This window comes from Mesorhizobium salmacidum (SeqCode) (assembly GCF_037179605.1).
Classification (GTDB): domain Bacteria; phylum Pseudomonadota; class Alphaproteobacteria; order Rhizobiales; family Rhizobiaceae; genus Mesorhizobium; species Mesorhizobium salmacidum.
In genome coordinates, this window is sequence record NZ_JAPYKS010000013.1 from 93,745 (window position 1) to 119,494 (window position 25,750).

General features: G+C 62.8%; 17 protein-coding genes and 1 tRNA gene. 12 read left to right on the forward strand and 6 right to left on the reverse strand.

Features of this window, described 5'->3' with window-relative positions; translation table 11 throughout:
* Positions 1 to 24 precede the first annotated feature (24 nt).
* The 5 genes from hutU to O7A60_RS18685 all read left to right on the forward strand — a co-directional run bounded on the left by hutU (position 25) and on the right by O7A60_RS18685 (position 14,173).
* Entirely contained in the window at positions 25 to 1,698 is a 1,674-nt protein-coding gene (hutU, locus tag O7A60_RS18665; protein ID WP_337107497.1) for a urocanate hydratase, read from the forward strand.
* An 11-nt stretch (positions 1,699 to 1,709) separates the two neighbouring features.
* Entirely contained in the window at positions 1,710 to 2,288 is a 579-nt protein-coding gene (locus O7A60_RS18670) for a HutD/Ves family protein (RefSeq protein WP_337107562.1), read from the forward strand.
* Between the two features lie 288 nt (positions 2,289 to 2,576).
* Positions 2,577 to 11,165 carry a glycoside hydrolase family 94 protein gene (locus tag O7A60_RS18675; protein WP_337107498.1) on the forward strand — a complete coding sequence of 2,863 codons (8,589 nt, stop codon included), beginning with the start codon at positions 2,577 to 2,579 and terminating at the stop codon, positions 11,163 to 11,165.
* 371 nt (positions 11,166 to 11,536) lie between these two features.
* Positions 11,537 to 13,309: a glucan ABC transporter ATP-binding protein/ permease gene (locus tag O7A60_RS18680; RefSeq protein ID WP_337107499.1), complete on the forward strand. Its 1,773-nt coding sequence runs from the start codon at positions 11,537 to 11,539 to the stop codon at positions 13,307 to 13,309.
* Between the two features lie 102 nt (positions 13,310 to 13,411).
* Positions 13,412 to 14,173: a heme ABC transporter permease gene (locus O7A60_RS18685; RefSeq protein ID WP_027143103.1), complete on the forward strand. Its 762-nt coding sequence runs from the start codon at positions 13,412 to 13,414 to the stop codon at positions 14,171 to 14,173.
* Between the two features lie 4 nt (positions 14,174 to 14,177).
* Here the strand turns inward: O7A60_RS18685 and O7A60_RS18690 are convergent, their stop codons facing one another.
* Positions 14,178 to 15,236 carry a D-TA family PLP-dependent enzyme gene (locus O7A60_RS18690; protein WP_337107500.1) on the reverse strand — a complete coding sequence of 353 codons (1,059 nt, stop codon included), beginning with the start codon at positions 15,234 to 15,236 and terminating at the stop codon, positions 14,178 to 14,180.
* Positions 15,237 to 15,422: 186 nt separating this feature from the next.
* On the opposite strand from O7A60_RS18690, the gene O7A60_RS18695 reads away from it, so the two are divergent.
* The gene (locus O7A60_RS18695; RefSeq protein WP_140507247.1) at positions 15,423 to 16,109 is read left to right on the forward strand and encodes a D-lyxose/D-mannose family sugar isomerase; all 687 of its coding nucleotides are present in this window, start codon (positions 15,423 to 15,425) and stop codon (positions 16,107 to 16,109) included.
* Between the two features lie 69 nt (positions 16,110 to 16,178).
* The gene (locus O7A60_RS18700) at positions 16,179 to 16,571 is read left to right on the forward strand and encodes a hypothetical protein (RefSeq protein ID WP_337107501.1); all 393 of its coding nucleotides are present in this window, start codon (positions 16,179 to 16,181) and stop codon (positions 16,569 to 16,571) included.
* 39 nt (positions 16,572 to 16,610) lie between these two features.
* Here the strand turns inward: O7A60_RS18700 and O7A60_RS18705 are convergent, their stop codons facing one another.
* Positions 16,611 to 17,240 (reverse strand): hypothetical protein, encoded by a 630-nt coding sequence (locus tag O7A60_RS18705; protein ID WP_337107502.1) that lies wholly within the window; start codon positions 17,238 to 17,240, stop codon positions 16,611 to 16,613.
* A gap of 69 nt (positions 17,241 to 17,309) precedes the next feature.
* Positions 17,310 to 17,498 (reverse strand): hypothetical protein, encoded by a 189-nt coding sequence (locus O7A60_RS18710; RefSeq protein WP_337107503.1) that lies wholly within the window; start codon positions 17,496 to 17,498, stop codon positions 17,310 to 17,312.
* 237 nt (positions 17,499 to 17,735) lie between these two features.
* On the opposite strand from O7A60_RS18710, the gene O7A60_RS18715 reads away from it, so the two are divergent.
* Positions 17,736 to 19,109, forward strand: coding sequence for a calcium-binding protein (locus O7A60_RS18715; protein ID WP_337107504.1), 1,374 nt, complete (start codon positions 17,736 to 17,738; stop codon positions 19,107 to 19,109).
* Between the two features lie 405 nt (positions 19,110 to 19,514).
* Here the strand turns inward: O7A60_RS18715 and O7A60_RS18720 are convergent.
* Together O7A60_RS18720 and O7A60_RS18725 are read right to left on the reverse strand one after the other, a co-directional pair.
* Positions 19,515 to 19,588 (reverse strand) — tRNA-Gln (locus tag O7A60_RS18720).
* 180 nt (positions 19,589 to 19,768) lie between these two features.
* The gene (locus tag O7A60_RS18725; RefSeq protein WP_337107505.1) at positions 19,769 to 20,701 is read right to left on the reverse strand and encodes a lysylphosphatidylglycerol synthase domain-containing protein; all 933 of its coding nucleotides are present in this window, start codon (positions 20,699 to 20,701) and stop codon (positions 19,769 to 19,771) included.
* Between the two features lie 357 nt (positions 20,702 to 21,058).
* Here O7A60_RS18725 and O7A60_RS18730 point away from each other — a divergent pair, with 357 nt between their 5' ends.
* Positions 21,059 to 22,480 carry a Ppx/GppA phosphatase family protein gene (locus O7A60_RS18730; RefSeq protein WP_415926833.1) on the forward strand — a complete coding sequence of 474 codons (1,422 nt, stop codon included), beginning with the start codon at positions 21,059 to 21,061 and terminating at the stop codon, positions 22,478 to 22,480.
* Positions 22,481 to 22,505: 25 nt separating this feature from the next.
* Positions 22,506 to 23,219, forward strand: coding sequence for an RlmE family RNA methyltransferase (locus tag O7A60_RS18735; RefSeq protein ID WP_337107507.1), 714 nt, complete (start codon positions 22,506 to 22,508; stop codon positions 23,217 to 23,219).
* Positions 23,220 to 23,263: 44 nt separating this feature from the next.
* Here the strand turns inward: O7A60_RS18735 and O7A60_RS18740 are convergent, their stop codons facing one another.
* Positions 23,264 to 24,685: an MFS transporter gene (locus tag O7A60_RS18740; RefSeq protein ID WP_337107508.1), complete on the reverse strand. Its 1,422-nt coding sequence runs from the start codon at positions 24,683 to 24,685 to the stop codon at positions 23,264 to 23,266.
* Positions 24,686 to 24,896: 211 nt separating this feature from the next.
* Between O7A60_RS18740 and O7A60_RS18745 the strand changes: the two genes are divergently transcribed.
* Together O7A60_RS18745 and O7A60_RS18750 are read left to right on the forward strand one after the other, a co-directional pair.
* On the forward strand, positions 24,897 to 25,136 hold the full coding sequence (locus tag O7A60_RS18745; RefSeq protein WP_337107509.1) for a type II toxin-antitoxin system Phd/YefM family antitoxin: 240 nt from the start codon (positions 24,897 to 24,899) through the stop codon (positions 25,134 to 25,136).
* Positions 25,133 to 25,582: a PIN domain-containing protein gene (locus O7A60_RS18750; RefSeq protein WP_337107510.1), complete on the forward strand. Its 450-nt coding sequence runs from the start codon at positions 25,133 to 25,135 to the stop codon at positions 25,580 to 25,582. The genes O7A60_RS18745 and O7A60_RS18750 overlap by 4 nt, the downstream gene beginning before the upstream one ends.
* Positions 25,583 to 25,750: the final 168 nt, after the last annotated feature.

Here is a 25,750-nt window from a genome sequence, read left to right on the forward strand (position 1 = left end):
GCGCCGCCTCATCCGAAAGGGACAATGATGACCGACCCCCGTCACAACATCCGCGAAGTGCGCAGCCCCCGCGGCGACAAGCTCAATGCCCGGTATTGGACGACTGAAGCGCCGCTGCGCATGCTGATGAACAATCTTGATCCTGATGTCGCCGAGAACCCCAATGAACTGGTCGTCTATGGCGGCATCGGCCGGGCGGCGCGTACCTGGAACGATTTCGATCAGATCGTTGCGTCGCTGAAGACGCTTGGCGAGGACGAGACGCTGCTGGTGCAGTCCGGCAAGCCGGCCGGCGTGTTCCGTACCCACCCCGATGCGCCGCGTGTGCTGATCGCCAACTCCAACCTGGTGCCGCACTGGGCGACCTGGGAGAAATTCAACGAGCTCGATAAGAAGGGCCTGATGATGTACGGCCAGATGACGGCCGGCTCCTGGATCTACATCGGCACGCAAGGCATCGTGCAGGGCACCTACGAGACCTTCGTCGAAGCCGGCCGCCAGCATTATGGCGGCAATCTCAAGGGAAAATGGATCCTGACCGGCGGCCTGGGCGGCATGGGCGGCGCCCAGCCATTGGCCGCCGTCATGGCTGGCGCCTGCTGCCTGGCGATCGAATGCAATCCGGATTCGATCGACTTCCGCTTGCGCACCCGCTATGTCGACGAGAAGGCCGAGACGCTCGACGAGGCCATGGAAATGATCGAGCGCTGGACCAAGGCCGGCGAGGCGAAGTCCGTCGGCCTGCTCGGCAACGCCGCCGAGATCGTGCCGGAAATGTTCCGTCGTGGTATCCGCCCCGATATGGTCACCGACCAGACCTCGGCGCACGACCCCATCAATGGTTATCTGCCGAAGGGCTGGACGATGGCCGAGTGGCGCGAAAAGCGCGTCAGCGACCCCCGGGCGGTCGAGAAGGCGGCGCGCGCCTCCATGCGCGAGCATGTCGAGGCGATGGTCGCGTTCTGGAACGCCGGCGTGCCGACACTCGACTATGGCAACAACATCCGCCAGGTCGCCAAGGACGAAGGGTTTGAAAACGCCTTTGCGTTCCCCGGTTTCGTGCCGGCCTACATCCGTCCGCTCTTCTGCCGCGGCATCGGCCCGTTCCGCTGGGCAGCACTCTCCGGCGATCCGGAGGATATCTACAAGACCGACGCCAAGGTGCGTGAACTCACCCCCGGCAACACCCATCTGCACAATTGGCTGGACATGGCCCGCGAGCGGATTTCCTTCCAGGGGTTGCCGGCGCGCATCTGCTGGGTCGGTCTTGGCGATCGCCACCGATTGGGCCTCGCCTTCAACGAAATGGTGGCCAAGGGCGAACTCAAGGCGCCGGTCGTCATCGGTCGCGATCACCTCGATTCGGGTTCGGTCGCTTCGCCGAACCGCGAGACGGAAGCGATGAAGGATGGTTCCGACGCCGTCTCCGACTGGCCGCTGCTCAATGCGCTGCTCAACACGGCTTCGGGCGCGACCTGGGTATCGCTGCACCATGGCGGCGGCGTCGGCATGGGCTTCTCCCAGCATGCCGGCATGGTCATCGTTGCCGACGGCACGCCGGACGCGGCAAGGCGGCTGGAGCGCGTTCTATGGAACGATCCGGCGACCGGCGTCATGCGCCATGCCGACGCCGGCTATGACATCGCGATCGAATGCGCCAAGGAGCACCAGCTCAATCTGCCAGGCATTCTCGGATAGCGGCTGACGTGATGCGTGTCCTTCGTGCCACCGATTACCGCGTCATGCCGTGGAAGAACGGCGGCGGTACCACGACCGAGATCGCCGTCTCGCCCGATGGTGCCGGGCTCGACGATTTCGACTGGCGCGTCTCGATGGCCCGGGTCGAACGCAGCGGGCCGTTCTCCAATTTTGCCGGCATCGACCGCACGCTGTCGGTGCTGGAAGGTGAGGGGATCGTGCTTGACGTCGCGGGCCGTCCGCCGCAGCGGGTGACAGCGGCTTCCCAGCCATTTTCCTTTCCAGCCGACCAGCCGACGAGTGCCGCGCTGATCGCCGGCCCGATCACCGATTTCAACGTCATGACCCGCCGCAGCCGCATATTGCATTCGGTCGAGCGTCTGGCGATTTCGACGGCTGCGGAAATCCCAGCCGAGGCCGGTTCCACCCTTATCCTTTGTCACAGAGGCCATGCCATTTTCCCCGGCGCCGCGCCTATTCGTGTCGGACCGCTCGACACCCTGCTGCTCGGGCCGGACGCCTCTGTCTTGCGGGTTCAGCCCGCACCGGATGTGACCCTTTTCGTGATCCGGATAATCGCTGCCGCCTGACGCGCTTCGCCCCAACGGTTACCGCCTGTTTCCAAACATGATCGCGACGCTGGCGAAATATAGCGTAAGCTGGCACTGGCATCACGAAAAAGCCCGAATCCTCTCCGTCGATCGATCCCGACGGGAGCGAGAGGCGCTCGTCTTTGGATTGGTCGAAAGATGACGCTCCGTCGTGGTGCGGAAATAAACTTTCGGCTTAGGGGTTGATGCAACCGATTGCATTCGAACCGGTTTTAGGGCCATTGCCGTGGCGGTGACGCCGCTGAGTGCCCGCTTACGGAATTTTCAATGAATATTCAGACGAACCTAGCCCAGATCGAGAAGACAAGCGCGAGCTTCCCAGTCATCACGGAAGAGCCGATAAGATCCACATTCCTGCCGGAGGAACGGCTCCGGCTGCTCGGCGAAAGCCTGGCCAAGGGCGATCTGACGGATCTGTTCGGTCTGAAACCGTTCGACTTTCAAGCCCGTATCCGTGACAGCGCCAAGAAGATCCTCGAAGTCTACCGGTCTACCAATGCCGCGCAGGCGAGGGGCGAAACCATCACGCCGGCCGCGCAGTGGCTGCTCGACAACAACTATCTGATCGAGGAAACCATTTTCCAGGTCAAACGCGACCTGCCGCGCCGCTTTTACCGGCAATTGCCGACCCTGAAACTGCCCGATGGCGGCACCGTGCCGCGCGCATTGGCGCTGGCCTGGACTTATGTCGCGCATTCCGACAGTTCCGTCTCGGCGACCATGTTCAAGTCTATCGTCCAGGGTTTTCAGTCGGTCGAACCGTTGAAGATTGGTGAACTCTGGGCACTGCCGTCCCTTCTGCGTTTCGTGCTGATCGAGAACCTCCGTCGCCTGGCGGTCAGGGTCAACCGCACCCGCCAGATGCGCCAGATCGCCAATGACGTGGCCGACAAGGTGCTGGCGACCGACGACAATCCGGATCGGCAGGCGATCCTTGCCAATTTCAGCGCGCATGCGCAGGACACCACCTTTGCTACTCAGCTTCTCTATCGCCTGCGTGACGGATCGCAGAACGCCGGCAAGGCGCTGGAGTGGCTGGAAGGCGAACTCGAGAAGACCGGCTCGGATGCCGAGGAAATCATCATTTCCGAGCACCAGACGCTGTCCAGCGGCAATGTGACCACCGGCAACATCGTCCGCGGCCTGCGCCTCATCAACGACGTCGACTGGACGGTGTGGTTCGAAGGCGTCAGCCGCATCGATACCGTGCTGCGCGAGCGCACCGATTTTGCCGCGCTCGACTTCTTCTCGCGCGATCAATACCGCACCGCGATCGAGGAACTGGCTCGCCGCTCGAACCTTTCGGAGTACCGTGTCGCCGAAAAAGCCATTGAACTGGCCGGCCACGCCGTCGGTGAAACCGTCCCGGAGAGCGGAGGGGGAGTGGACGCCCAGGTTGCATCCGCTCATACCGATGTCGGTTTTTACGTCGTTGGCCCGCGCCGGCTGGAACTGGAAAAGGCGATCGGTTACCGGCCCACGATCAGCCAGACGGTCAAGCGGACCTTCGCCAAGACCGGCTGGCTGGGCATCGTCCTGCCGGTCTTCGCGCTGACCGTCCTGCTGCTTGTCCTATCCGGCAACGCCCTTTCCAATCTCGGCCTGTCGGTGCCATCGATCGTGCTGATGCTGGCTCTGTTTGCCGTGCCGGCCAGCGAAGGCGCGCTCGCTTTCTTCAACACCGTGGTCTCGCTGTTCCTTAAGCCGACACGCCTTATCGGTTACGACTACAGGCACGGTGTGCCGCCCGAGGCGCGCACCCTGGTGGTCGTGCCGTCGCTGATCGGCTCGCGTGACGATGTCGAGGAAAACATCCGCAACATCGAAGTGCATTACCTTGCCAATCTGGCGGACGAGATCCATTTCGCGCTGCTTTCGGATTGGCCCGACAGCAAGATCGAGATCGATGCGGCGGATACCGAGATCCTCGACTTCGCCCGCGCCGAAATCGCCCGTCTCAACGCGCGCTATCCCTCCGACGGCGCGCCGCGCTTCTATATCCTGCACCGCCGCCGGCTCTACAATGCCGGTCAAGGGTGCTGGATGGGCTGGGAACGCAAGCGCGGCAAGCTGCACGAACTCGACCTCTTGCTGCGCGGCGACAGCGATACCACCTTCCTGCCGCTCGAAGTCCCGCTGCCGGAAAAGGTCGTCCATGTGATGACGCTCGACGCCGATACCCGCACCACCCGCGATGCGGTATCGAGCCTGGTCGGCAAGCTTTGCCATCCGCTCAACCGTCCGCATTTCGACGCCACGAGGCGCGTCGTGACCGCCGGTTACACCATCCTGCAGCCGCGCATCACCGCTTCACTCACCAGCGGCGACGAAGCCTCGTTCTTCCAGCGCGTCTTCTCGGCCAATCGCGGCCTTGATCCCTATGTCTTCGCTGTTTCGGACCTCTATCAGGACGTCTTCAGCGACGGATCCTTCACTGGCAAGGGCCTCTATCATGTCGATGCCTTCGAGGCCGCCTTGCAGGGCCGCATCGAGGAAAACACCATCCTCAGCCACGATCTGCTCGAAGGCGCCCTGGCGCGCGCCGCACTGGTCACCGACGTCGAATTGGTCGAGGATTACCCGACCCGCTACTCGGTCGATGCCTCGCGCCACCATCGCTGGGCGCGCGGCGACTGGCAGCTTTTGGGCTACATCTTTAATCCTCGTTCCGGCGTTCCGGCCTTGTCGCGCTGGAAGATGGTCGACAATCTGCGCCGCTCACTGACGCCGATCTTTTGGGTGATGGCGGCGATCGCCGGCTGGACCTTGCTGCCGTTCACGCAGGCCGCGCAGTGGCAGGCCTTGCTGATCCTCAGCCTGTTCATGGCGCCGACCTTCGACGTGGTCAACGCCATCCTGCCCAAGAGCGGCGACCAGACGCCGCGCGGCCATTTCTCGGCGCTGGCGCGCGACGTCGCCTTCGGCACCGCCATGGTGGCACTGAAGATCGTGCTGATGGCACATAACGCCTGGATGATGGGCGATGCCATTGTGCGCACGCTGTACCGGCTGTTCGTCAGCCGGCAGAACCTCCTGGAGTGGCGCACCGCCTCGCAGGCGCACAAGGCGGGCGACAACGATGTCGGCTCCTATTACGGCATGATGTATGGCGCCGTGATCATCGGCTTTGTCGGCCTCGCCATTCCGGTGCTGGCCGATTCCACCGGTGCCTTCGTCGCCTTCTTCTTTGCCTTGTTCTGGATCGGTTCGCCGGCGATCGCCAGCTGGATCAGCCGCTCCGCCGAAACCGAGGACCGGCTGCGCATATCGCAAGCCGACATCCACACGCTGCGCACCGTGGCGCGGCGCACCTGGCACTATTTCGAAACCTTCGTCACGGCAGAACATCACAATCTGCCGCCGGATAATTTCCAGGAGAGCCCGGCGCCCGTCGTGGCGCCGCGCACCTCGCCGACCAATATCGGCGTCTACCTGCTCTCGGTCGTTTCGGCGCGCGATTTCGGCTGGATCAGCCTTTCCGATGCCATCACCCGCATCGATGCAACTATGACGACCATCGAGAGCATGCCGCGCAGCCGCGGCCATCTCTTCAACTGGTACGACACCACGACGCTCAAGCCGCTTTATCCGCTCTATATCTCGGCTGTCGACAGCGGCAATCTCGCCGGTCACCTGGTGGCGGTGGCGGCGGCCTGCGCCGAATGGGCGGAAGCGCCTTCCGTCCATCTGCAGGGCGATTTCGAAGGCATTCTCGACACGGTGACCATCCTGAGCGAAAGCCTCGATGAACTGCCCGACGACCGCCGTCAGTTGCGCCCGTTGCGCCAACGGCTTGTCGATCGCCTCGACGGCATGCGGCGCGCCGTCGACACGATCAAGGCCCAGCCGGAAATGGCGTCGATCCGCACCATCAACCTGGCGGTGCTGGCCGGCGAAATCCGCAAGCTCGCCACCGCCATTCACACCGAGGCCGCATCACCGCAGAGTGACGTCATCGTCGACTGGGCGGCAAGGCTCGAAGCCACCTGCGAGGCGCACGTCCACGACGCCCACAGCGACGAAAACGCTGTCGAGGCTCTGCGTGCCAAGCTGCTCACCTTGCGCGAGCGCACCCGTCGTTTCGCCTTCGAGATGGAATTCGCCTTCCTGATGCGGCCGGAGCGCAAGCTTTTGTCGATCGGCTACCGGGTCGAGGAACATCAGCTCGACGAAAGCTGCTACGATCTTCTGGCTTCCGAGGCGCGGCTGACCAGCCTGTTTGCCATCGCCAAGGGCGATCTGCCAACCGAACACTGGTTCAGGCTCGGCCGCCCCATCGTCGAGATCGGCTTCCAGGGCGCGCTGATGTCGTGGTCCGGCTCGATGTTCGAGTACCTGATGCCGCCGCTGGTGATGAAGGAGCCGCAAGGCTCCATCCTCAACCAGACCAGCAAGCTGATCATCAAGCGCCAGATGCAGTACGGTCGCCAGAAGAACGTGCCGTGGGGCATCTCGGAAGCGGCCTACAACGCCCGCGACCGCGAACTGACCTATCAGTACACCAATTTCGGCGTGCCGGGCCTTGGGCTCAAGCGCGGCCTTGGCCAGAACACGGTAATCGCGCCTTACGCGACTATCATGGCGGCGCAGTTCAACCCGCGCGAAGCGGTGCAGAATCTGGCCCGGCTGCGCGAGATCGGCGCGCTTGGCCGTCATGGCTATTATGATGCGGTTGACTTCACGCCGCAGCGCGTGCCGGAAGGCACCAACCAAGCGGTCGTGCTGAACTACTATGCCCACCATTCGGGCATGTCGATCGCCGCCGTCGCCGACGCCATCTTCGAAGGTCGCCTGCGCGATCGCTTCCACAGCGATCCGGTCATTGAATCGGCCGAACTGCTGCTGCAGGAGAGGGCGCCGCGCGATATTCCGACCGCCACCGTCCGCACCGAGGCCGACGAGCGCTCCAAGGACGAGACCGAAACCGAGAGCCCCGATACCCGCATCGTGCTCGATCCCGTGCGGGCGCTGCGTTCGACCAATGTGATGTCGAACGGCCGCTATTCGGTGATGGTGACCGCGACCGGCTCCGGCTACAGCCGCTGGGGCGACCTTTCCGTCACCCGCTGGCAGCCCGACCCCGTCGAGGACCGGCTTGGCTCCTACATCTTCCTGCGCGACGCCGCCACCGGCGACTGGTGGTCGGCGACATCGGAGCCCAGACGCGCCGCCGAGGAAAAGACGCAAACCTTGTTTTCCGACGACAAGGCGAGCTTTGTCAAAACCGCCGGCACGCTGCGCTCCGAGGTGGAATGCATCGTCGTTTCCGAGGGCAATGGCGAGGGCCGCCGGATCACGCTCTACAATGAGAGCACATCCGACCGTCACATCGAAGTGACGTCCTTTGCCGAGCTGGTGCTGGGTTCGGAGGCTTCCGACAACGCGCATCCGGCTTTCTCGAAGATGTTCGTGGAAACCGAGATCGCCGCCAACAATGGCGCGATCTTCGCCACGCGTCGCAAGCGCGAAACCAGCGAGCCCGATGTCACCCTGGTGCATTTCGTCACCGATCCGTCGGGACCGGCGCGTGATGCCGAAGCCGAGACCGACAGGCGCGCCTTCATCGGCCGTGGCCGCACCATCGTCGATGCCGCCGCTTTCGATCCAGGCGCCAGGCTGGGTGGCCATTCCGGCTTCACGCTCGATCCCATCGCCTCGCTGCGCCGTCAGGTGCGCGTGCCCGCCAACAAGAAGGTATCGCTGACCTTCTGGACAGTCGTCGGGGCCAACCGCGCCGAACTGGAAGAGGCCATAAGCCGGCTCGACCATCAGGAGAGCTTTGCTCGCCAGGCCATGCTTGCCTGGACGCGCAGCCAGGTGCAGACCCGCCATATGGGCCTCAGCCTGACCGATGCGGCCAATGTGCAGAAACTGGCGCGCTATCTGATCTATCCCGACCCGTTCCTGCGGCTGCCGGCCGAGTCCGTTGCTTCCGGATTGGGCAAGCAGTCGAGCCTGTGGCCGACAAGCATTTCGGGCGATTACCCGATCTTCCTGGTCAGGATCGGCGACGTTGCCGATCTGGAGATCGTTGCCCAGGCGTTGCGCTTCCAGGAATATATGCGCACCCGCGGCATGATGATCGACTTCGTCGTCGTCAACGAGCAGGCTTCCTCCTATGTCCAGGATCTGCAGCGCGCGGTCGAAACGCTTTGCGAAAACAGCCGCTTGCGTGGCAAGGAACTCGGACCCCGCCAGCACATTTTCGCGGTGCGCCGCGACCTGATGGAGGAAACCACCTATAAGACGCTGCTCGCCGTCGCCCGGGTTGTGCTGCATACGCGCAATGGCACCATTTTCGACCAGATCGAACGGGCCGAGGCGGCCGCACTGCAGGCACGCGATGGCCTGCAGCCGGCAGGGTTGCCAGGCCCGCGCGAAATTCCGGCGCCCGCACCGCAGATGCATGCATTTGCCTCGCAGGCGGGGGCCGATGTCAGTGCCGATGGCTCCGGCCTTAGCCAGTGGAACGGTTTTGGCGGCTTCGACGGCGACGGGCGGCACTATGTGGTGCGCCTGACTGGCGGGCGTACCACGCCGCAACCCTGGATCAACGTCGTCTCCAACGCCTCGTTCGGCTTCCACACCTCGGCCGAAGGTGCTGCCTTCACCTGGAGCCGCAACAGCCGCGACTACCAGTTGACTCCATGGTCGAACGACCCGGTGTCCAACCGGCCGGGCGAGGGCGTCTATATCTATGATCAGGCCAGCGGCAAGGCGTTCTCGCCAATCGCCGCGGTGGTGCGCGATCCCTCGATGATCTACGAAGCCTGGCATGGCCAGGGCTTCTCGACCTTCCGCTCGAAGCGCGGATCGTTGTCGATGGACCTGACCCATGTCGTCGATCCCATCGATCCGGTGAAGATCACGCGGCTGCGCATCCAGAATTCCGGCCCGGTACCGGCTCGGCTGCGCGTTTACGCCTATGCCGAATGGGTGCTTGGCGGGCATCGGTCGCGCACCGCGGCAACTATAGTGCCGTCCCGCGACGGTGCCACCGGCGCGCTGCTGGCGCAAAATCCCTACGGGCTCGATTTCAGCGAGCGGGTGGCCTTCCTCGCCGCTGACACCGGCGTCCACTCGGTGACATCAGACCGGGCCGAGTTCCTCGGCCGGCACGGGTCCAGCGAGTTGCCGCAGGCGGTGCTGAGCGGCGCGGCTCTCTCAGGCCGCGTCGAGGCCGGTGATGATCCTTGCGCGGCGATCGCCCGCGATATCGAGATTCAGGCTGGCGGCGACGTCACGCTCATCTGGCTGCTTGGCGATGCCGAGTCTTCGGCGCAGGCGAGCGCGCTGGTGCAGAAGCACCGGGGCAAGGATTTCGACCAGCGCCTGGCCGACAATGAGCGCGAATGGCGCGCCTTCCTCGACACCATCCAGGTCGAGACGCCCGACAAGACGCTCGATGCCATGGTCAATCACTGGCTGCCTTATCAGAGCCTTGCCTGCCGCATCCGCGCCCGCTCGGCTTTCTATCAGGCAAGCGGCGCCTTCGGCTTCCGCGACCAGTTGCAGGACACACTCGCCTTGCTGGCGCATGATCCCACGCTGGCGCGCGACCAGATCCTCAACGCCGCGCGGCGGCAGTTCCCGGAAGGCGACGTGCAGCATTGGTGGTTGCCGCGCACCGGCGCCGGCGTGCGTACCCTGATCTCCGACGACGTGGTGTGGCTCGCCCACGCCACGGCCCGCTATCTCTTGGTGACCGGCGACGCCACCATCCTGAAGGAACAACTGCCTTTCCTCGACGGACAGGTGCTGGGCGAAGGCGAGCACGACGCCTTTTTCACCCCGGAAATCTCGAAGAAGACGGTGTCGCTGTACGACCACTGCGCGCGTGCGCTCGACCTCGCCATCAAGCGCAGCAGTCCTGCCGGCCTGCCGTTGATTCTCGGCGGCGACTGGAACGACGGCATGAACCGTGTCGGCGAGCACGGCAAGGGCGAGAGCGTGTGGCTGGGCTGGTTCCTCCTGAAGACGCTGGGCGACTTCGCCGCGGTCGCCAGGACCGAGGGCGACACCAAGCGCGCACAGGCCTGGACAAAACATGCCGACGCGCTGAAGCGAGCGCTCGAAAGCACGGCATGGGATGGCGAATGGTACCGGCGCGGCAGTTTCGATGACGGCACGCCTTTGGGGTCGCGTACATCGCAAGAGTGCAAGATCGACTCCATCGCCCAGTCCTGGAGCGTGCTTTCGGGCGAGGGCGACCCGGCGCGGTCGACCACCGCGATGCAGCAGGCGACGAAGCTGCTCGTCGACGATCATCTCAAGATCGTCAAACTGTTCACTCCACCCTTCTCGAAGACGCAGAAGGACCCCGGCTACATCAAGAGCTATCCGCCTGGCGTGCGCGAGAATGGCGGCCAGTACACCCATGCCGCCACCTGGTTCGTCATTGCGCTCGCCGAGATGGGGCAGACCGATGAAGCCTATCGCTGCTTCTCGATGCTGAACCCAGTCAACCACGCGTTCGACGAGGCGTCGACCGAGCACTACCGCGTCGAACCCTATGTAGTGGCGGCCGATATCTATGCCGGGGACGACAAGGGTGGGCGCGGCGGCTGGACCTGGTACACCGGCTCGGCGGGCTGGCTCTACCGGGCGGCGGTCGAAGGCATCCTGGGCATCGAACGGCGCGGCAAGCAGATCACATTCCGGCCGAAGCTGCCCAGCCACTGGGATGGCTACCAGGCTTCGCTCAAGATGCTGGGCGCCGACATCAAGGTCCAGGTCGTTCGCGACAAAAAGGCCAAGACCATCTCGCTCGAAGTCAACGGATCGAAGACAAAAGCGGCGTCCTTTGAACCCAAAGCCGGCGGCCAGACCGAGGTCGTGGTCAAGATACCAGCGTAAAATCAGCAGGTTAGGTCAAAAGCGCGCGCGTCCTCCGTGACGCGCGCCGCCGCGTCCTGTTTACTTGCGCGCGATCTGTGGAGCGTCCGCCAAAGACGCGCGAAACCGACGTGCAAGCTCGCGGTGATTAAAAATGTGGCAGTGCTCCGCTGCTGCCACGATTTTGCCGCAAGGCTGACATTTCACCTTTTATCTCAAACCGTTAGGTGATCACGTCAGATTTCGTATCGTCGTCATCTTTTGTTCGCTAAACGGGAACGGAAGCGATAGACGGGCATTGTTTTGCGACGCATCAACCGTTAGGTGTTACGAAATGGTGCAGTGCACAATATTGGTATTGGGCACAATAGAAAGTTGGCGGAGTAGCTAAAGTGTCACTTCTGCAGATCTATTGGAGAGCGCTGGGATATCTGGCTGCCGACAAGAAGCGCGTCGCGCTGATTTGTGCGGCCAACGTCGCGCTTGCAGCCATCGCGATCCTTGAGCCGATCCTTTTAGGCCGGGTGATCGGCGCTATTTCCGAAAAAGGTCCGGTGTTTTCGACGCTCGCGGTTTGGGCAGCTCTCGGTCTCTTCAATGTCATGGCCTTCGTGCTGGTGGCGCGTGGCGCCGATCGCTTCGCCCATGCCCGTCGTTCGGAAGTGTTGTGCCAGTCCTTCGAGCGCGTAATCACCATGCCGCTCGCCTGGCATCACCAGCGCGGCACTTCCAATTCGCTGCACACGCTGCTGCGCGCCGTTGAAACCCTTTTTAGCTTGTGGCTCGAATTCATGCGCGTGCATCTTTCGACGGCCATCGCGCTGGTGCTGCTGGTGCCGACCGCGCTTGCGATGGACGTCCGCATGTCCATTGTGCTGCTTGGCCTTGGCGTCCTTTACGTGGGCATCGGCCGTATCGTCATGCGCCGCACCAAGGCAGGGCAGACCGCCGTCGAGCGTCACTATCATACCGTGTTTGCCCATGTGACCGACAGCGTCAGCAATGTCGCCGTGCTGCAGAGCTACAACCGCATCGGCCATGAGACCGCGGCGTTGAAGCGTTACGTCAAGGGCCTGCTCGACGCGCAGAATCCTGTGCTCGACTGGTGGGCGATTGCCAATGCGCTGAACCGCCTGTCCTCGACCATTTCGATGATGATCGTGCTGTCGATCGGCGCGTATCTCGTCACCCGTGGCCAGCTCCGCGTCGGCGACGTCGTGGCCTTCACCGGCTTTGCCGGAATGCTGATCGCCCGTCTCGACCAGATGTCGGCCTTCACCACTCAGATTTCGGAAGCCCGCGCCAAGCTTGAGGATTTCTATAAGCTCGAGGACTCGGCCGCCGATACCGCCGAGCCGGATGGCCTGCGCGACCTTGCCAACGTCACCGGCCATGTCCGTTTCGAGGATGTCAGCTTCGAGTTCGCCAATTCGGGCCAGGGCGTCAGCGATGTGTCCTTCGAGGTCCAGGCAGGCCAGACCGTCGCCATTGTCGGGCCGACGGGTGCGGGCAAGACCACGCTCATCAATTTGCTGCAGCGCGTCTTCTCGCCGTCCAGCGGCCGTATCCTGATCGACGGCATCGATACCCGCACGGTGACCCGCAAGTCGCTGCGCCATTCGATCGCCACCGTGTTCCAGGATGCCGGGCTTCTCAACCGCTCGATCGAGGACAATATCCGGGTCGGCCGTGCCGACGCGACCAACGAAGAAATCCATGCCGCCGCCTCCGCGGCCGCGGCGCAGGATTTCATCCTGGCCAAGAGCAACGGCTACGACACGGTGGTCGGCGAACGTGGGGGCCAGCTGTCTGGCGGCGAGCGCCAGCGCATCGCCATCGCCCGTGCCGTGCTGAAGGATGCTCCGATCCTGGTGCTCGACGAGGCGACCAGCGCACTCGACGTCGAGACCGAGGATCGCGTCAAGGAAGCGATCGACGAATTGCGCCGCGACCGCACCACCTTCATCATCGCCCACCGCCTGACCACCGTCCGCGACGCCGATCTGGTCGTGTTCATGGACAAGGGCAGGGTGGTCGAGATGGGTGGCTTCGCCGAACTGTCGCTGCGCAACGGCCGCTTCGCCAGCCTGCTGCGCGCCGGCGGCCTGCTCAATGACGAGGAAGTCCGCCGCCTGAGCCGCTCCGTACAGGGTGAGGCCGCCTGAGCCGGTTCTTCCTTCCCCCACAAGAGGGAAGGAAGACGCTTCTACGCCTGCGACACCACCGCTCGATTGCCCCAAACGCATCGGCGGTCTATGTAAAGTCGCATGAGTGACACCACCTCACGCCTGGGCGGCTGGGCCGATCTTGCCAATCCGACGCGGTTCGTCGGGATGGCCGACAAGCTTGTACCGTGGTTGGCGGCGCTCGCCGCGCTCGTCCTCGCCGTCGGCCTCTATATGAGCTTCACCGCGCCCGAGGATTTCCAGCAAGGCATCACCGTTCGCATCATGTACATCCATGTGCCTTTCGCCTGGCTCGCCATGATGTGCTACACGCTGATGGCGCTGTCTGCCCTCGGCACGCTGGTCTGGCGCCATCCGCTAGCCGATGTCGCGCTCAAATCAGCGGCCCCCATCGGTGCCGTCTTCACCGCGCTGGCGCTGATCACGGGTTCAATCTGGGGCAAGCCGATGTGGGGCACCTGGTGGGTCTGGGATGCAAGGCTGACCTCGGTGTTCGTGCTGTTCCTGATGTATCTCGGCATCATCGCACTGACCCGTGCGCTGGATGATGCCAGCCGTGCCGCCTGGGCCGCCGCCATCATCACGCTGGTCGGCTTTATCAACATCCCGATCATCAAATTCTCGGTCGACTGGTGGAACACGCTGCACCAGCCGGCTTCCGTGTTCAGGCTCGGCGGCCCGACCATCGATCCCAGCCTGCTCTGGCCGCTGCTGGTGATGGCCGTCGGCTTCACCGCGCTCTTCTTCACGCTGCATCTGATGGCCATGCGCACCGAAATCCGGCGCCGCCGCGTCATTGCCATGCGGCGGGTGGCGGCGCGGCAGGCGGAGCGTCCGGCCTAGAAATTCACCCCATAAGTCCGCGTGCCGCCACGGGCAGCGTTTCCAGCACCTTCTCACCGTCGATCAGATTGACCTCGTTGAACAGGTTGGTGACGACGCAGCAATGGTCCGGCACCACGCGCACGCGCTCGCCAATGCGCAGCTTGCCATCGCCCGACAGCGTGACCGTACCGTGCTCCTCGCTCAAGCTCGTCACCAGCGCTCCCGGCACGCCCATCAACTCTCCGAAATCCTTGAGCCCCAGCGTATCGCTGGACAGGGCCTTGCTGCCGCTATCGAGAATGGCGCGCGTCGCTGTTGGATGGCTGACCACGGTTGCGAGCACCGTCAGCGCGCAATCGTTTATTGTGCCGACGCCTTTGGCGACCTGGTAACGGTCGAGATAGATATAGGTGCCGGGCCGGTATTCGGTAACGACGGAGGCATCGGCGGAACGCCACATGTCAGGCGTGCCGCCGCTGGAGATGCGCTCACAGGCGAGCCCTGAAGCGGCCAGCGCCTGTTTGGCGTCGGCAAGCCAGGCTTCGGCCTCCACGGCCCGGCCGGCCGCCGGATAGGTCATCAGCCCGCCGAAGGCAAGGCCGCCTGCGTTATTGATCACCCTCGCCAGCGCAACCGCTTCATTGGCCGTCTGCACGCCGCAGCGTCCCATGCCGGTGTCGCATTCGACCAATACCGATAGCGGGTGCCCGGCATCGATGAAGGTGGCGGCGAGCCCTTCCAGCGTCTGCGCGCTGTCAGCCGTCACCGACAGCTTCACGCGACCATGCAGCGCCTTCAGCCGTTCGAGCTTGGCGCGCCCAAGGATATTGTAGGGGAGAAAGATATCCGTCAGCCCGGCATCGGCCATCACCTCGGCCTCGCCGATCTTCTGGCAAGTAATGCCGACGGCGCCAGCCGCCATCTGCTTCTTCGCCCAATAAGGCAGCTTGTGCGTCTTGATGTGCGGCCTGAGCTTCAGTCCGTTCTTGTCGGCATGGGCCTGCGCTCTGGCGATGTTGGCCTCGGCGCGTGCGACGTCGATGAGGATCGACGGCGTATCGAGATCATGGATGGTCGGCATCGGCTATCTCTGTGAAAATTCGCTGGGGTTATGAGCCTGAAAGCAAGCGATGTCACGCCGCAGGCGAACCCGATCGGTGGGCCATGGTTGGGAACGCGCAAGGCTCGAATAAGCAGAATGGATCGACACCGCACCGGCGTTCGGCTATGCGATCTATCGGAAAAACCGAGACAAGGGGTCATGATCATGAAACGCTCCGCAATCAACGATATCATCCGCGAAGCCGACGCTTTCATCCGCTCGTTCGGCTACATCATGCCGCCCTTCGCATACTGGTCGCCGGAAGAGATGAAGGCGCGCCAGGTCGATTCCTCGGCCATCTTCACCTCACGGCTCGGCTGGGACATCACCGACTACGGCCAGGGCAAGTTCGACGATCTCGGCCTGTTCCTGTTCACCGTTCGCAACGGTCGCTACGAGGACATGAAGAAGGGCATGGGCATGCTCTATGCCGAGAAGATCATGATCTCGCGCAAGGAGCAGATGTCGCCGATGCACCGCCACAACATCAAGGCCGAGGACATCATCAACCGCGGCGGCGGCAAGCTGGTGCTTGAACTGTTCATGCATGATCGCGATGGCGGTATCGACCCCAAGGCCGAGGTGTCGGTGCCGGTCGACGGAACCATCCACAGGCTGCCGGCGGGCGGGCTGTTGAAGCTCGATCCGGGCCAGAGCGTCACGCTTTTGCCCGGCGTCTGGCACGCCTTCTGGGCCGAAGGCAAGGATGTCCTGATCGGCGAGGTATCGACCGTCAATGACGATCGCACCGACAATGTCTTCCGCGAGCCGATCGGCCGTTTCGCCGATATCGAGGAAGACACGCAGCCACTGCACTTGCTGGTGGCCGACTATGACAAATGGCTAGGCTGAAGGCGTCCGCCCCTAGCGCCAATTCGCCCCCAGATTTGCGGGCCAGTAACCAAGTCCGAGGAGTAAGTCTTGAAATCAGTTCTAGTTGCCGTTGCCGCCTTGGTGGCCCTCAGCTTGCCGGCCCATGCGGCCGGCTTCGATAACATTGTCCTTTCCGGGACGAAGGACGGGGGAACGCCTCAGAGCAGCTTCCCTGTCGACACACCGGTGATTTATGTGTCGGCCGATTTGGTGGATATCGCGCCCACATCGAAAATCACATTCTCCTGGGTCTCGGTCGATTCCCACGGCGCGGCACCGGAAAACTATACTATCGACAAGGTCGACCTCGACGTCGGAGCGAACAACGAGGCTGATTCACAACTCACCAAACCTACGGCGGGATGGCCGGAGGGCACCTATCGTGTTGATTTGGCCATTGATGGAACGGTTGCGGAATCGGTGCCCTTCAGCATTCCATGATCGGAAATTAACCGCCCGGGAAGGTCGGCCGGCGCCCTGTTAGTCGCTTTCGGGTGGCGCTTCTTTTTGCCAGCCGGCTAGCTCGGGCAGGTCGTCAAGCCAACTTTTCTCGGTCATCAAGGCATCGCTGGTCTGCGGTGCCGCCACCGTGGCGTTTTGAATCAGCCAATCCATCCACTTTCGATAGGCAATTGGGTCCAGTTGGGGCGGCAGCACCTTGGCCTTGAGCAGCATCCTCTTGCGAAAACTGGTTTGCCTGCGCAGTTTGGTGGTGGTGAATTTGATTGCCTTGCCTTGGTATTCAACTATCCACCGGTCGCTCCCATGGCTGACAAGCCTGTCTACGGCGAATCCGGCATCGACCGGTCTATCGCGCCAAGGAAGCTCGATAGCGTTCTTCCTCAGATCGATAGCCCATCGCCTGTAATTGGCCCCGGTACGCTGAGCCGGCAGCACGCCGGCCTGTTCGAGCATCTTCCTTCGGAACGTAGGCTGCTTCTTGAGCTGGCCGGTCGTCAGCTCGATTCGATGTCCACGAAATTCGACGTGCCACCGGACCCTCCCGTTGCCGACATACTTCACCAACCTGTCGATGAAGGACTCGCCATCGGCCAGCATCACGCAGCCTTGGCTGATGCTTTCGCGGATGAACTCGGTGTCAGTGACCATCAGGCGGCCTTATACGGGAATGGCAGCCCACATGCGATCGGTGAAGGGCAGGATCGCCGCTTCGGGCCTTTAGGTCCGGTTGGTGTGGGCGCGTTGCTCCTGTGCCTTCTTACAGATGTCATCCAATTTTTCGCGGACCCGGTCGTTATCAAACAGCAGCTTGGCGCGTGAGAATCCTCTGCTACGAAGCTCCCATTCAATGGCAAGCCATCCTTCATAGTCGCCAGACGCCGCAAGCTTCCCGGCTTCGCGCCACATATGCGCGTCACGCTCTCGGGACACACCTTTCTCCCGTGCTAATGCGCCAAGCATATAGGCATATAGGACGTCGGGCCCCGCTGAAATCGCTGCGCGACAGCTTTTTGCGAGGGACGTCCATTATTTTTACATTTTGTGATTTGCACGATATGGTTAACGGGGCTCTGGTAGGTGCAGGCCTTTCTGGCTTCAGGCGTTTGGGCAGAAAAAAGGGCGGGGTGTGAAAGGTGGCCGAACATGGCCAATGCGAACACCATTGTCTTGAGCGACGACTATGGCTACCGCCAATATAAGGTATCCGGTCTGCCCGCCGACACCACAATCGATGCCACCAGCGCCTCATGGATCGTTGCCAATCAGGGAAGCCCCACCAACCTCTATCCCTTCGCGGTCGTCAACCCCGGCGACAACCTCACGGCTTTGGGCGGCACGATCAACGGCACGGTCTCCCAAACCGGCGACTGGGAGAACATCTACGTCAACTCCGCCGCAGTCCGTGTGAATTCAGCCCACAGCTTTGTCATCGACGACTTTACGATCACCCAGCCCTGGGATGGCATCCGTGTCGGCGGCACTGGCACCTTCCTTATCGAGGATAGCTATGTCGGCAACTCACGAGACGACGCGGTCGAGGACGACGACGTCATCGGCGGCACCATCAAGGATTCCCTGTTCGACCACGTGTTTTCCGGAGTGAGCCTTGGCGACGGTGAAGTGGATGGGTCTGACAACTCGGTTACCATGGATGGCATGCTTCTGGGCATGGGAGAGTACCTTCGCAAAGGCGTGATCACCCACGGTTCGCCATTCAAACTCGACGACGGCACAGGCGCCAACGATATCTCGCCCAGCCTGCACTTTATCGACTGCGTGGTGGCGATCACCGACGTTCACCACAACGGCCAGGGGCGGCTGCAGCACGCCTGGGACAAGACGGTCGAGTCGCACGGCAATTACTATCTCAACCTCTCCGACACGCCGCTGCCGGCGGATTATCCAAAGCCGCCCGCCGGCTGGACGATCCTTCAAGGCCAGGCGGCCCGCGACTATTGGGACCACGCCAAGGCGGCCTGGCACGCAGCCCATGACGGGACGGACCCGATACCGTCACCTCCGACCCCGCCGACCGACCCGACACCGCCACCTCCGACCGACCCGACCCACGGAACGGCCGGGAACGATACATTTATCGGCACTGGCGCGGCCGATACCTTTGACGCCCAGGCTGGCAACGATACACTGCGGGGCCTGGGTGGCAACGACGTGCTGACCGGTGGCAGGGGCGAGGACACCTTCGTGTTTGACACGGCCTATGGCCCCGGCAATGTCGCCACAATCACCGACTTCGACGCGGTACATGACGCGCTTTATCTCGACAGTGCTGTCTTCACCAAGCTCGGCCCCGGTTCCTTGTCCAGCCCGACACAGGTGAACTCGTCGTATTTCGAGTTACGAGAACACGCCGCCCACAGCAACGATTACCTGCTCTACGACCGGACCACGGGCGTTCTGTCCTATGATCCCGACGGCTCGAAATCGGCCCCGCAGGTGGAAATCGCCCATCTGGAGCCCGGGGCGGCCCTGACCTATCACGACGTGTTCGTCGTTTGATCGCTTCTGCGATCGCACCGATAATGGTGTCGCCGCCATCGGCCCGGAACTGGTGATGGCACCGCTGATTGCAAGGGCCGGCGCATGTGCGTCTGTCGCGATCAACGTGGCCGACGTTTATGGGCAACGTGAAGAATCATCCATGGACGACGGCGTTTGGCTCCTGGACTGGGTCGCGAAGCCAGCCGACTGTTCGTCCGGCAGCTTCCTAACGAGAAGCTCCTACATCTGGTGCTGTCGAACTGTGAATGGAATCGAGGCGAAGTCTGTGCCCTTCAGGCAACCGTTTGATTGACCTGCGGAAACGGTGGCCGCGGCAGCATAGCAAAATTAGTCAACCAGCATGTAACACTTAGCGTTTTCTAACGCGCCTTAACTGCTTGATTTTGTTGTTGAAAAGAGGAGTGGCTGGGGAACCTGGATTCGAACCAGGACTAACGGAGTCAGAGTCCGTGGGTCTACCGTTAACCTATTCCCCAGCAGGCGCGGTCATGGACTGCGCGGGCCGAACGGCTGAGCCGCTTGAGCGCTGCCTTGTAGCCGCCAGCGGAAAATAGTCAAGCCTGCTCTGCGGTTCAATCGCAACGTTTCGGCCGCTGGTATCAGGCGCCGAGTTCATATGGCGCGCACAACGCGGGTGCAAAGTCCGATCCGATGCCTCAGCTCTCCTTGCGGCTGAATTGCGAGCGTTCGAAGAACAGCACGATGCCCAGGCCCAGAAACAGCGGGATGATCAGATAAAACAGCCGGAACACCAGCAGCGCCGCCAGCACGCCGACCGGGTCCATGTCGGAAAGCCCGGCCAGGAACACCACCTCGAACACGCCGAGGCCACCCGGCGCGTGCGAGATCTGGGCGACCGAGAAGGAGACGAGGAAGACGCCCAGCACGACGAAATAGCCTGGATTGTGCACTCCGGGCAGGGCGAAGAAGATGATCGCCGCGGCGGCGAGCAGTTCGATCGGGCCGATCAGCAATTGCCGTGCGACGATCGGCAGCGCCGGATAGTGCAATTGGAAGCTGCCGATCGTCAACGGGCGCAGATGCAGCCAACTGCCGAATATATAGGCTGCGATGAGGATCAGCATCGCGATGCCTGCGGCCTCCGACAGGCCGTGATGGGCGATGCCGGAGAATCGGTCGATAATCTGCGGCTCGAACACCAGCACAAGGCCCGAGGCGAGTATCGTCGACAGCACGAAGGTTATCCAGCAGACCGCCACCAATACGCCGACTTCCTGGCCGGTCAGGCCCCTGGTGCCGTATGCGCGGTAGCGGATGACGGCGCCGGAAAACACCGAACCGCCGATATTGTGCGACAGCGCATAGGTGGTGAAGGAGCAGAGCGTGACGAACAGCCACGACACTCGTCTGCCGATATGCAGCAGCGCGATGTGATCGTAGCCGGCGAGCGCGGCATAGGCGACGACCGAACTCAAGCCTGCCAGTATCCAGTCGCGAGCCGGAATGGCCGCCAGCCCGTCCCAGACGTCATCCAGCGAGATGCCGCGCAATTCATGCCAGAGCAGCAGCAGCGAGAAGATCACCGCGCCGATGCCGACGACCGGCCAGAAATAGCGTTTCCAGTTCATTGCCAGACTGCCATGCCTTGTGTATCCGCTTCCTTTTCTGTCGAGAGGCCAACCGCCCCGCATTCCCCATTCATTTCAGAAATGCCTCATTGAAGCCGGCTATTCAACCGCGAACACTTGTCGCGCCTGATGCCGGCAAGACCTGCCTGCACTGGACGGTGCGCAAAACGCTGACAAGCGTGAGGGCATCGGCTTCGACGGGCGCGGTCTCCTCAGGCGTCGCGTTATCAATCCAGCCTTGCGGGTACATTAAGGCGGTGCAGCAGAAAAAGGCGGTTCGCGCCCCAGCCGGCAAAATTCAGCATGCGGCTCTTGGTGATCGGCCACAGCACTGTTAGTCTGGCCGTAACTTGAAACATGCCAAAGCGCCTGCTGCGTCCGTCACCGGTTCGCGCGGCGCCGGAAGGAACGACAGTGGAAGACCGCGACACCGGCGCAGGCGCGCCGGAGGTGGGCGCGTCCAGCGCTTCCCCGGGATCGCCAGGCCCGGGGACAGCCGGTTGGCAGCAACGCCGCCCGACGGAGCCTCGCTCCGTGAATGGGCAGGCGGGCGACGCGACCCACAACCAGAAGGGCAAGCCCAAGAAACGGCGCAAGCGAAGGCGTGGGCGCAAGGTTTTTGCGCGCGACGATGCGCGCCCCGGGGACAATCGAGCGCCGGCACAAGGCAAGGCCGCTGTCGCGGCAGTAGAGCTGAAGCCTATTGCCGCTGCGGCGATCTCGCCCGTCGTTCCAATCCCACGCCCCGAGCAAGGACACCGCAGGCCGCCGGTGCACGAGCTTCCGGTCTTTGCGGCGCTAGACCTCGGCACCAACAATTGTCGGCTGCTGGTCGCCGTCCCTACGCGTCACGGCCAGTTCCGCGTCATCGATGCCTTCTCGCGCATCGTCAGGCTGGGCGAGGGGCTCACCGCCAATGGCCGGCTCGGCCAGCCGGCGATGGACCGCGCGGTTGAGGCGCTGAAGGTCTGCGGTGACAAACTGCGCGGCCGCAAGATCAGGAAGGCAAGGCTGATCGCCACCGAAGCCTGCCGCACCGCCGAAAACGGCGTCGAGTTCCTCGATCGTGTCGAACGCGAAGCCGGCCTGAAGCTCGAGATCATCGACCGCCAGACCGAAGCCCGCCTTGCGGTTTCCGGCTGCGGTTCGCTGGTCGAGCGCGACACGCAAGGCGTCGTCCTGTTCGACATCGGCGGCGGCTCCTCCGAGATAGCGCTGATTGATCTCACCGGCCGCCGTTCGCCACGCCTCGCCAATCATATCGTTTCGTGGACATCGCTGCCGGTCGGCGTCGTCTCGTTGGCGGAACGCTTTGGCGGCCGCACCGTAACGCGCGAGATCTTCACCGCCATGGTCGACGACGTCGCCGGCAGGCTGGCCGCTTTCGACGGCCGCGATCGGTTGAGCCATCTCAAGGCCAGCCCGAATTTCCATCTGTTGGGCACTTCGGGGACGGTGACGACGCTGGCCGGCGTCCATCTCGACCTCGAACGCTACGACCGCCGCCGGGTCGACGGCCTGTGGATGGACCGCGACAGCGTCGACCGCATGGTGGAGAGACTTGTCGGCTGGGATTTCCAGCAGCGCTGCGCCAACCCCTGTATCGGCGCCGACCGCGCCGATCTCGTGCTGGCCGGCTGTGCTATCCTCGAGGCAATCCGCGCCGTCTGGCCCTCGGAGCGGCTTCGCGTCGCCGACCGGGGCCTGCGCGAGGGCATATTGAGCGAGCTGATGGCCGATGACGGCGTCTGGCGTAACGACGGGCGTGCTAGGGCATGATCATGCTCAAACAAGAAATCAGGCAATGACCAAGAAACCGGAAAAACCAGGGTCCGCCAGCATTCGCGTGCTGAAAACGCGGATCAAGAAGAAAAGCGGCTTGAAGGAATCGTCGCGCCGCTGGCTGCAGCGCCACATCAACGATCCCTATGTCCAGCGCTCCAAAGCCGACGGCTATCGCTCGCGCGCGGCCTACAAGCTGATCGAGATCGATGACAAGCACCACCTCTTGAAGCCCGGCATGAAGGTGATCGACCTCGGTGCCGCCCCCGGCGGCTGGTGTCAGGTCGCGGCCGCGCGCACGAAATCGACGGCCGAGCATCCGCATGTCGTGGGCATCGATTATCTCGAAATGGACGCCGTGCCTGGCGCGCCGGTGCTGCTGCTGGATTTTCTTGATCCGCAGGCTCCGCAAAAGCTCTCCGAAGCGCTGGGCGGGGATCCGGATGTCGTGCTGTCCGACATGGCCGCACCGACCACCGGCCACAAGCGGACCGACCATATCCGCACCATGCATTTGTGCGAGGTGGCGGCCGATTTCGCGCTGTCGGTCTTGAAGCCCGGCGGCCATTTCCTGGCCAAGACTTTTCAGGGTGGCGCCGAGAACGAGCTGCTCTCCATGCTCAAGAAGAATTTCCGCTCCGTCCACCACGTCAAGCCACCGGCATCGCGCGATGAGTCGGTGGAGCTTTATCTGTTGGCCAAGGACTTCAAGGGGCGAGAGCCGAGCAGGGAGTAACGCCTTCCCTTCTCCTCTTGCACAAGGGGAGCAGGGAGAGAGCCTCACTCTCCCGGCGATCTCACCTGTTCCAGTGTCTTGGGCGTTGTCAGCCGGCCATGGCCGGAGACGGCGTTGCCGGCATCGGGTGCCAGCCGCATGAACGACAGCGACGCCGCCGCCGATACCGCCGCCACGATGAAGAAGGCGATATGGAAGTCGCCCAGCGTCAGCGGGCCGCCATGGATCGAGGTCGAGACTTCCAGAACGCCGCCGGCGAGCGCCACGCCGAGCGCGATTGACAATTGCTGGAACACCGCCGTGATCGGCGTCGCCTTGCTGGTATCCTCGGCCGACACCTCGGCATAGGAGAGTGCGTTGACACCGGTGAAGAACATCGAGCGGATGAAACCGCCGACCAGCAATATGGCCAGCATCAACGCATAGGGCGTCTCTGGGGTGAAGAGACCATAGATGGCGATCGATGCGGCGGCGACAAGCGAGCCCAGGATCAGCACGCGGCGGAAGCCGACAACGCGGAAGATCAGCGCGGTGACGAATTTCATGCCGATGGCGCCGATCGCCGAGACGAAGGTGATCATGCCGGACTGGAACGGGGTCAGCCCGAAGCCGATCTGGAACATCAGCGGCAATAGGAACGGCACCGCGCCGATGCCGATGCGGAACAGGCTGCCGCCGAGCACCGACGAGCGGAACACCTGGTTGCGGAACAACTCAAGCGCGAGCAGCGGATTCCTGGCGCGGCGCGCATGCATCAGGTAGAGCGCGCCCGCCAGCAGCCCCACGGCGATCGTGATGAAGCCGGTCGCCGGCGGCAGATAAGGCAGGCTGACCACCGACAGGCCGAAGACGACGCCGGATGCGGCCAGCCCGCTCAGCACGAAGCCGACGAAATCGAGCGGCGGCGTCTCCATCGATTCAGTTTCTGGCAGGAAGCGGGTGGCCAGCCAGATGCCGATCAGGCCGATCGGCACGTTGATCAGGAAAATCCAGTGCCAGGTGAAGTAGGTGGTGATGAAGCCGCCGATCGGCGGGCCCACCAGCGGCCCGACCAGCGCGGGAACGGTCAGCCAGGACATGGCGGCGACCAGTTCGCTTTTGGGCGTGGCACGAACCAGAACCAGGCGTCCGACCGGGGTCATCATGGCGCCGCCGATGCCTTGCAGGAAGCGAGACACCACGAAGGCCGGCAGGGAACCGGAGAGGGCACAGGCGACCGAACCGGCAATGAACACCGCGATCGCGGCACGAAAGATGTTCTTGGCGCCGAAGCGATCGGCCATCCAGCCGCTGATCGGAATGAAGATCGCCAGCGACACCAGATAGGCCGTCAGCGCCAGTTTCAGCGCGATAGGGCTGGTATGGATGTCGGTCGCGATCGCCGGCAGCGATGTCGCGATGACGGTCGAATCCATGTTTTCCATGAAGAGAGCGACCGCAAGGATAAGCGGGATAGTGCGGTTCAACGAACGCGTCCGAATTGGTCGAAATTGCCTGCCGGCCGGGGGCATGCCGATACAATGGGCGGTTATCATGCCTTTGGGCCGATGTCGCATTAATTTGCTGTCACTTTTGTGCGACTTCGACGCCGCGGAGGGCCTGGGCAGCGATCAGAGATAGCTTGCCAAGGAGCCAAGCTATAGCTATTCTAGTTAAAATAACTACTTTGATGCAATCATGGACGAATCCGTTTCAGCCGCCGACGCCAATCGAAAATTTTCGCTCATTCTTCGTGGTGTGCGGGAAGGGCGGAACTTTGTGGTGACCAGTCACGGGCGGCCGGTTGCGCGGATCGTACCCGCGGACAATCGCGGTCAGGTGGCCTCGCGCTCGCGCACCGCGCTGCTGTCACGGCTTGAGCGGCAGCCTGTCGTCGATGCCGGGCAATGGACCCGCGACGAGCTTTACGACCGGTGAAGATCGCGCTCGACACCAACATCCTTGCTTATGCAGAAGGCGTGAACAACGCCGACAAGCGTGACGCTGTTCTGGAGTTGCTGCGCAACGTTCCGCAAGAGGCAGCTGTCATTCCGGTTCAAGTGCTTGGCGAACTGTTCAACGTGCTTGTTCGCAAGGCTGGACGATCTTCGCAGGAAGCTCGGGATGCACTCCTGGGCTGGCGCGACGCCTTCCCGGTTGCTGGAACGTCGCCCGAGGTTATGATGATGGCGGTCGATCTTGCGGCCGACCACCATTTCAGTATCTGGGATGCGGTCATCCTATCAGCTGCCTCCCAATCGAGTTGCCGGCTGCTCCTGTCGGAAGATCTGCAACATGGCTTCACCTGGGGTGGCGTAACCGTTGTCAATCCTTTCGCATCGCCACGTCATGAATTGCTCGATACCCTGCTGGGCGCGGACTAGGCTCCAGGCAAAGTGTGAACCGGTTTTTCCGCCTGGAACTGCGTAGAAACAGGAAGTTGGATCGGTCCCGCGACCCTGTCGACACTGAACCGATCCTTAACGTCCACTCAACGATCGGCTTTTCAACGCCGCCGCGACGTGTTACCAGCCACCGCCAATCCTGAAAGG